The 7,691-nt window shown below is 75.6% G+C and carries 4 protein-coding genes; all 4 read left to right on the top strand.

Translation table 11 applies throughout. The annotated features are described in order from the left end of the window. Positions 1 to 104: 104 nt before the first annotated feature. From AB0L21_RS32795 to AB0L21_RS32780, 4 genes are read left to right on the top strand one after another with little or no spacing between them, the layout of a single operon-like run. A complete protein-coding gene (locus AB0L21_RS32795; RefSeq protein ID WP_365788036.1) occupies positions 105 to 929 on the top strand; it encodes an SDR family oxidoreductase in 825 nt (274 codons plus the stop codon). A 53-nt stretch (positions 930 to 982) separates the two neighbouring features. Then, positions 983 to 3,907: an amino acid adenylation domain-containing protein gene (locus AB0L21_RS32790; protein WP_365788035.1), complete on the top strand. Its 2,925-nt coding sequence runs from the start codon at positions 983 to 985 to the stop codon at positions 3,905 to 3,907. Continuing rightward, on the top strand, positions 3,904 to 6,276 hold the full coding sequence (locus AB0L21_RS32785) for a lantibiotic dehydratase (protein WP_365788034.1): 2,373 nt from the start codon (positions 3,904 to 3,906) through the stop codon (positions 6,274 to 6,276). Before AB0L21_RS32790 ends, AB0L21_RS32785 begins: the two co-directional genes overlap by 4 nt. After that, positions 6,273 to 7,550: a condensation domain-containing protein gene (locus AB0L21_RS32780; protein ID WP_365708851.1), complete on the top strand. Its 1,278-nt coding sequence runs from the start codon at positions 6,273 to 6,275 to the stop codon at positions 7,548 to 7,550. The genes AB0L21_RS32785 and AB0L21_RS32780 overlap by 4 nt, the downstream gene beginning before the upstream one ends. The last annotated feature ends 141 nt before the right edge of the window (positions 7,551 to 7,691 follow it).

Here is a 7,691-nt window from a genome sequence, read left to right as displayed (position 1 = left end):
TTGTTGTAAAACCCCCGTCGCCCCCCGGGCGCGCGCCAGCGGGTTTTTCCACGACAGGGCCTAGGCCCGGCCCCGCACCCACCCGACCGACGGTGAGGCCGACCATGCGACTGAAGAACAAACTCGTGCTCGTGACCGGCGCGGCGCGCGGCATCGGCCGCTCCTGCTCGGTCCGCTTCGCCGAGGAGGGCGCCGACCTGGTCCTCCTGGACGTGTGCGCCGAGGTGCCCGGCGTCCCCTATCCGCTCGCCACCGGAACCCAGTTGGAGCGCACGGCACAGCTGTGCCGGCGCGCCGGGGCCTCCGTACTCACCGTGCACTGCGACGTGCGCGACACGGCGGCCGTCGACCGTGCCGTCCGCGACGCGGTCCGCCGCTACGGGCGCGTCGACGTCCTGGTCAACAACGCCGGCATCGCCGCGCCCTCGGGCAAGCCCGCGCACGCCATCACCGAGGAGGAGTGGTCGCTGATGCTCGACGTCGACCTCTTCGGCGCGTGGCGGCTGATCCGGGCGGTGGCGCCGCACATGGTGCGTGCCCGCAGCGGCAGCGTCATCAACATCGCCTCGACCGCGGGGCTGGTCGGCTACCGGCACTTCGCCGGTTATGTCGCCGCCAAGCACGGACTCGTCGGACTCACCAAGGCCGCCGCGCTCGACTACGCGCCGGTGAAGGTGCGGGTCAACGCGCTGTGCCCGGGCTCGGTCCGGGACGATCCCCGGGTCGAGTCCAGGATGCTCTCGGAGATCGCCCGGTCCCTGGACGTCGCGGTCGAGGAACACGAGAACACCTTCGTCCAGGCACAGCCGATGAACGCGCTCATCGAACCGCAGGACATCGCCGCCGCCGCCGTCTGGCTCGGCAGCGACGACTCCCACCAGGTCACCGGCACGGTCCTCACCGTGGACGGCGGCTTCACCGCTCACTGATCCCCCGCCCCACCGTCCCACGCGGCGTACGAGGAGCCGTAGAGGAGCAGCCGATGCTTACGCACCCAGCCGGCGCGACGACGTCAGGCGGGCCGGACGACGCCGTGTCCGCCCCGCCTCCACGCGAGCCGCGTCACCGCTGTCCGTTCGGCGAGACCGCCGAGCACTCCCTGGTCCTGACGCTGACCGGGGCACCCGCCGTCCGGGCGGCGCGCGAGGCGCTCGCCCGTGCCGGCCACGGCCTCGCGGACCCGGACCGCGTCACCCTGTGGTCCGAGGACCTGCCGTTCGCCTCGGATGATCCACTGGCCCTGCGGCTGCGCGAGCGCGAGCGGCTGCGCGGCCTGGGCGAGGACCGGCCCGGCGTCCGGGCGGTGCTGCTCGGCTACCGGGACGACGCGGCCGACCTCGTGGTCGTGAGCCGGCACGACGTGCTCGGCCGGACCGGGCTGCGCCGGCTGGCGCACACGCTCGCCGGGCGCGCCCCCGGCGAGCCGGCCGCCCTGCCGGAGCCGCCGGCGCAGGCCGCCGCGGTCCGCCCGCGGCCGGTGGCGCCGGACACGGAGCGGCCCGCCTGGGGACTGGCCGGCGCACCGGCCGGGCAGGAGGACGCGGCACCGTCCGGACCGGACGCCGTGCCGGGGACCGCCGACCCGTTCGAGGTGATCGCCGCCGTGGCGCTCGTCCTGTCCCGGTACGAGCAGACCGCCACCGTACGGCTCGCCCTGCCGGCCTCGCCCGCCGAGGACGGCGGCGCCGGCGGCGTCCTCACCGTCCGCGTCGACGAGACGGACACCGCCGCCGAGTTCGTCGAGCGGGTACGCCAGGCCGCGCGGAACCTGACCTGGCCCGCCGGCGCGGCGCTGCCCGCGGCCGGGGTGCTGTTCACCGGGGACCACCCCGACGAGCTGTACCGCCCGTTCCTCGCACCGGTGCTGCCGCTCCTGCTGCACTGGCGGTCGGCCGACGGGCTGTGGACACCGGCGGGCGTCCTGCCCGACCCAGGCGTGGTCGATCCCGCCCAGGCGTCCCGCTTCCTGCGGTGCGTGCGGTACGTCCTCGGCCGGCTGCGCGCGGACGGGAACCCGGTCCTCGCCCGGATCGAGACGACCGACCCCGCGCACACGGCCGTCCTGCGCGCACTGGGCCGTACCGGACCACCGCTGGAGGGCAGCGCGCGCACCCTGCACGAGGCCGTCCGCGAAGTGGCGCTCGCCCAGCCGGACCGCACGGCCGTCTCCGGTGAGGACGGCACCCTCACCTACGCCGAACTCGACGCCCGGGCCACGGCCTGGGCGCACGCCCTGCGGGAGCGCGGCGCCGGCCGCGGCGGTTTCGTCGGGGTCTGCCTGGACCGCACCGCCGACCTCGTCGTCGCCCTGCTCGCCGTACTCAAGACCGGCGCCGCCTATGTGCCGTTGGATCCGCACTACCCCGCGGACCGGCTCCGCTTCACGGCCGACGACGCGGGACTGTCCCTGGTCCTCACCACCCTGGCCGACTTCCCGGCCGGCGCCGGGGTCGAGGTGATCGACCCCGCCCGGCTCACGGGCCCGGCGTCCGGACCGCTGCCGGACACCTCCCCGGACGACGCCGCCTACGTCATCTACACCTCCGGGACCACGGGACGGCCCAAGGGCGTCGTCGTACCGCACCGGAACGTGACGGCGCTGCTCGCCGCCACCAGGGACGAGATGGAGTTCGGTCCCGACGACGTCTGGACGCTCTTCCACTCCAGCGCCTTCGACTTCTCGGTCTGGGAGATCTGGGGATGCCTGCTGACCGGCGGGCACCTGGTCGTCGTCCCGTTCATGACCACCCGTTCCCCCGCCGACTTCCACCGGCTCCTGGTACGTGAGCGGGTGACCGTCCTCAGCCAGACCCCGTCCGCCTTCGGCGGGCTCCTCGACGCCGACGCCACGGCCGGACCGGACCGGGAACTCGCCCTGCGGCTCGTCGTCTTCGGCGGCGAGGCCCTCGATCCCCGGATGCTGCGACCGTGGTTCCGCCGTCACACGCCGGAAGCGTGCCGCATGGTCAACATGTACGGCATCACGGAGACCACCGTGCACGTCACCGCCCGGGACGTCACCCCCGTCGACGCGGACACGGGCTCCGCCTGCGTCGGCCGCGCCCTGCCCGGCTGGTCCGTGTCGGTCCGGGACGACCGGGGCCGCCCGCTGCCCGTCGGCGCGGTCGGCGAGATCTACGTCGGCGGCGCGGGGGTGGCACGGCACTACCTCGGCCGCGAGGAGCTGACCGCCGAGCGCTTCCCCACCGATCCGGTCACCGGTGAGCGTCTGTACCGCAGCGGGGACCGGGGCCGGATGCGCCCCGACGGCTCCCTCGACCACCTCGGACGGCTGGACGACCAGGTGAAGCTGCGCGGTTTCCGCATCGAACTGGGCGAGGTGCGCTCCGTGCTGCTCGCCGACCCGGCCGTCGCGGAGGCGGCCGTCGTCCTGGACGAGCGCTCGGACGCGGCGTACACCCGGCTCGTCGGATACGTGGTCCTGCGGCACGGATCCGCCCTCGACGTCCGCCGGCGCGTCGCCGGCGTCCTGCCCGAGCACATGGTCCCCGCCGTGCTCGTCCCCCTGCCCCGCCTGCCGCTCACCGTGAACGGCAAGCTCGACCGGGCCCGTCTGCCCCTGCCGGACCGCGCGGGCACCGGCACGGAACCGGACGGTACGACGGCGACGGCCGACGGGACGACGGCGCCCGGCACCGTGCCCGCCACCGCGCCCCCCACCACGACCGCGACCGTGCTGGCCGCCTGGCGGGCCGCGCTCGCCGACGACTCCGTGACCGCCGACGAGGACTTCTTCGAGAGCGGCGGCAACTCACTGGTCGCCGTGCGCCTGCTGACGGCGCTGCGCGACCAGGGCTTCGCCGCCCTGTCGCCCCGGGACCTGTACGTGCACCGGACCGTGACCCGGCTGTCCGCCCTGATCGACTCGCGTGCGGGGCGGTCGTGACCGCGGCACCCGCGGGACACCTCCCGCGGCGAGGCGACGGCCGCGCACCGGCGCCGGACCTGGTCAGGCTCGCGGACACCCGGTGGTGGCTGCACCGCGAATTCGCCCTGCGCGGGGCGGGGTTCCCGCTGACCGGGATCGCCCGCCTGCGCGCCCCGGAACTGGCCGGACCGGCCGGCTCCGACCTGCCGCCGGAGGCGTTCGCGGCCCACTACGCCACCGCCGTGCGCCGGCTCACCGGTGAACTGCGCGACCTGGCGGCCGACCCGCGCCTGCGGGAGGCCATCGCCTGGCAGAACCCCGCCGTCGTGCGGAACTGCCTGGACAAACTCGCCGCGGACCGCGCGCTCCCGGGCTCGGAGCGGCGGCGCAGCGAGGTGACGCTGGCCAAGTACCTCCAGCGGTACACGGTCAAGAACGACACCATCGGCTTCTTCGGGCCCGTCTGCTGGGCGACCGTCGAGCCCGGCGGCCCGGCCCTCACCGTACGGCCCGGGGCGTCGCTGCCGGCGCGGCGCACGGTGTACTTCGAGACCTGGGCGATCGACGAGGTCGCCGCGGCGATGTCCCGCGATCCCGAGGCCTACCCGTGGCTGAGGCCGCGGCTGTCGGACGGGTGGAGCCACGACGGTACGGCCGTACGCGGACCGCACGGCCGTACCGTCGGCCTCGACCCGGACGAGGCGGACGTCCTGCGGGCCTGCGACGGGACCCGGACCGTCCGGGACCTCACGGCCGGACCCGACCCCGCCCGCGTCCTGACCGTGCTCCGGTCCCTGGCCGAACGCGGCCTGATCACGCTGTCCCTGACCGGGCCGGTGGAGGCCAGACCGGAGCGGACCCTGCGCGCCAAGCTGCTCGGCATCGCGGACGAGCGCGTGCGCGACCGCCTCCTGGCCGACCTCGACACCCTCATCGCCGCCCGGGACCGGGTGGCCGCCGCCGCCGGGGACCCGGAGCGACTGACCGCCGCCCTGGGCGCGTTGGACACCACGTTCGAGCGGCTGACCGGCACCGGCGCGGTACGGCGCGCGGGCGCCATGTACGCGGGACGCACCCTCGTCTACGAGGACACCGTCCGTGACCTCGGCTGCGAGCTGGGCGCCGGCGTCCTCGACGAGGTGGCCGCCTCGCTCGCGCCCGTACTGCACACCGCCCAGTGGCTGGCCGGCCGCGCCGCCCAGCTCTACTCGGCCCGGCTGCTGGAACTGCACCGGAAGGTGAGCCTGCGCCACGGCACCGACGAGGTTCCGCTGGCCCTGCTGGTCGGCGCGGCGACCCCGGACCTCGTGTACACCCCGCGCACGCCGCCGCCGCTGGTGCGCCGGCTGACCGAGGAGTTCCGTGCCCGCTGGGCCCGGGTGCTGCGGCTCCCGGGGCACGGCGCACGCTGCTCCATCGCGCCGCGCGTGCTGGCGGAGCGGGTGGCGCGGGAGTTCCCGCTCCTGCCGGCCCGCTGGTCGGCCGCCCGCCACCACGCACCGGACGTCATGATCGCGGCGTCGGACCCGGAGGCGGTGGAGCGCGGCGAGTTCCTCCTCGTCCTCGGCGAGATGCACGTCGCCATGAACACCCTGGAGGCCCGGTTCTTCGTGGAACAGCACCCCGACCCGGGACGGCTGCTGGCCAGGGCCGCCGCCGACCACCAGGGGCGGCGTGTCGTCGCGGTGCCCGCCCGTGCCTCCGCCGGCGTGACGTCCCGCACCTATCCGCCGGCCCTGCTCAGCCCGGAGTACCACTACTGGACCATGTACGCCGACTCCACGGGAGCGCCGGGACCCATCACCCCGGCCGCCGACCTCGTGGTCCGCGCGGACGGCGGGCGACTGGTCGTACACGACCGTGGCACGGGCGCCGTGCACGACCTGCTGGAGGTGCTGGGCGAGTACCTGTCCGGCGTCGTCGTGGGCGCCTTCGGCATCGCCGCCGCGCAGCCGCACCGCCCACGCGTCTGCGCCGGGCGGCTCGTCCTGGCCAGGGAGGCGTGGTCCTTCCCGCTGACCGGCGTCGACTGGCCCCGGATCAAGGACGAGGCGGCGCGGTACCGGGCGGCCTGGCGGTGGCGCCGCGACCAGCAACTCCCGGAGCGCGTCTTCTACCAGGTGCCCGGCGAGGACAAGCCGCTCTTCCTCGACTTCGCATCGCCCGCGCTGGTGAACCTGGCCGCCGGCGCGCTGCGCCGGGGCGCGGCCGACCACCCGGAGGCGTCGGTGACGGTCAGCGAGATGCTCCCGGACGCGGAGCAGTGCTGGCTGCGGGACGCCTCCGGAGCCGCGTACACCTCGGAGCTGCGACTCGTCTTCACCGACCCGGAACACGACCGAGGGGCGCCCGGCGACGGCGACCGCCCCGGCGGAGGTGCGCGATGACCACGACAGGCATCTCGGCGCAGGACAGGCCGGAACCCGTGACGGCGGGCCAGGCCGCCATGTTCCTCGCCTCCCAGAAGGATCCGACGGGCTGCTCGTTCACCACGGAGTTCACCGCCTCGGTCCACGGCCCGCTGGACCGCGCGCGGGTGGCACGGGCCGCCCGGGCGCTGACGGCGGGCACGCCGGCGCTGCGCCTGCGGATGACGATCGACCCGTGGACCGGCGAGGTCGTCCACTCCTTCTCCGACCAGCCGCTGGAGGTCACCTGGCACACCGCCGCCGAGGACGAGCTGCCCGCGCTGCTGGCGGCTCAGACCCGGCGGCCCGTCGAGACCGACGACGAACCGCTCGCCCGGCTCGTCGTCGCCGAGCACCGCCCGGGCCACCACAGCGTCGCGCTGATCATCCACCACCTCGCCATGGACGGGCTGAGCCAGATCCCGCTGCTGCGCCGGCTGGGCCTCGCCCTGGCCGGCCGGCCGCACCACGAACCCGAGGCGCTGTACCGCGAGGCGGTGCGCCGGGTCAGGGACGCCGAGCGGACCGCGGTGCGTGAGGACCGCGCCCACTGGCACGCCCGGGTGCCGTCCGCGCTGGAGCTGCCCCGGTGGGACGGCCCCGGCGCCCGCCCGGACGGAACGCCCCAGCGGCCCGGGCCGTCCGGGACGCTGCGGCGGACCCTGTCGGCTTCGTGCGCGCACGGGCTCATCCGCCGCGCGGACGAGGCCGGAACACGCCTGACACACCTGCTGACGGCCGCCGTCCACCACGCGGCACCGGTCCGGTCCGGCAGCCCCATGGCCGTGTGCGGCGCGGCGTCCGTACGGCCCAGAAAAGGGGCGGTCGGCGAGGTCATCGGCTGTTTCATCAACGAGGTCCCCCTGCTCGCGCAGGTGGCGCCCGGGCAGTCCGTCATCGACACCGCGCGCGCCCACCAGGCCGGCTGGCGCGAGGACCTGCGCCGGCGCAACTTCCCCTTCGCCCAGCTCGCGGCACGGGTCGCGCAGCCCGTGCCGGGCGAGGCGGCGGCGATCGACAGCGTGGTGGTGAGCCACCGGCAGCTGCCGAGCACCCTGACGTGGGAGCACGACGGTCTGCGCTTCTCGTCCCGGCTCCATCAGCGCTACCCGGCGGCGAAGACCGAGCTGGCCGTGCGCTTCTTCCAGGACGCCGGCGCGCTGACGTACGAGGTGCAGTGGGGGCGTGATCTGCCCGAGGGCCTGGGAGAGCTTTTCTGCGCTCGCCTGCTCGCGGTCCTACAAGGGCTGTAGGCGGCCGTGCCGGGGCCGGGCCGTGATCCGGTCCGTCCCCGGCACGGCGGGACGCGGCCGGGTGCCGCGGGGCCGTGATCCGGTCGCGCGCACCCGGCCCGCCCGGCCCGCTCATCGCGCGTACATCGTCGGTCATCCGGG

The organism is Streptomyces sp. NPDC052721, assembly GCF_040678315.1.
Taxonomy (GTDB): Bacteria; Actinomycetota; Actinomycetes; order Streptomycetales; family Streptomycetaceae; genus Streptomyces.
This window is presented reverse-complemented; position numbering and strand designations above follow the sequence as displayed.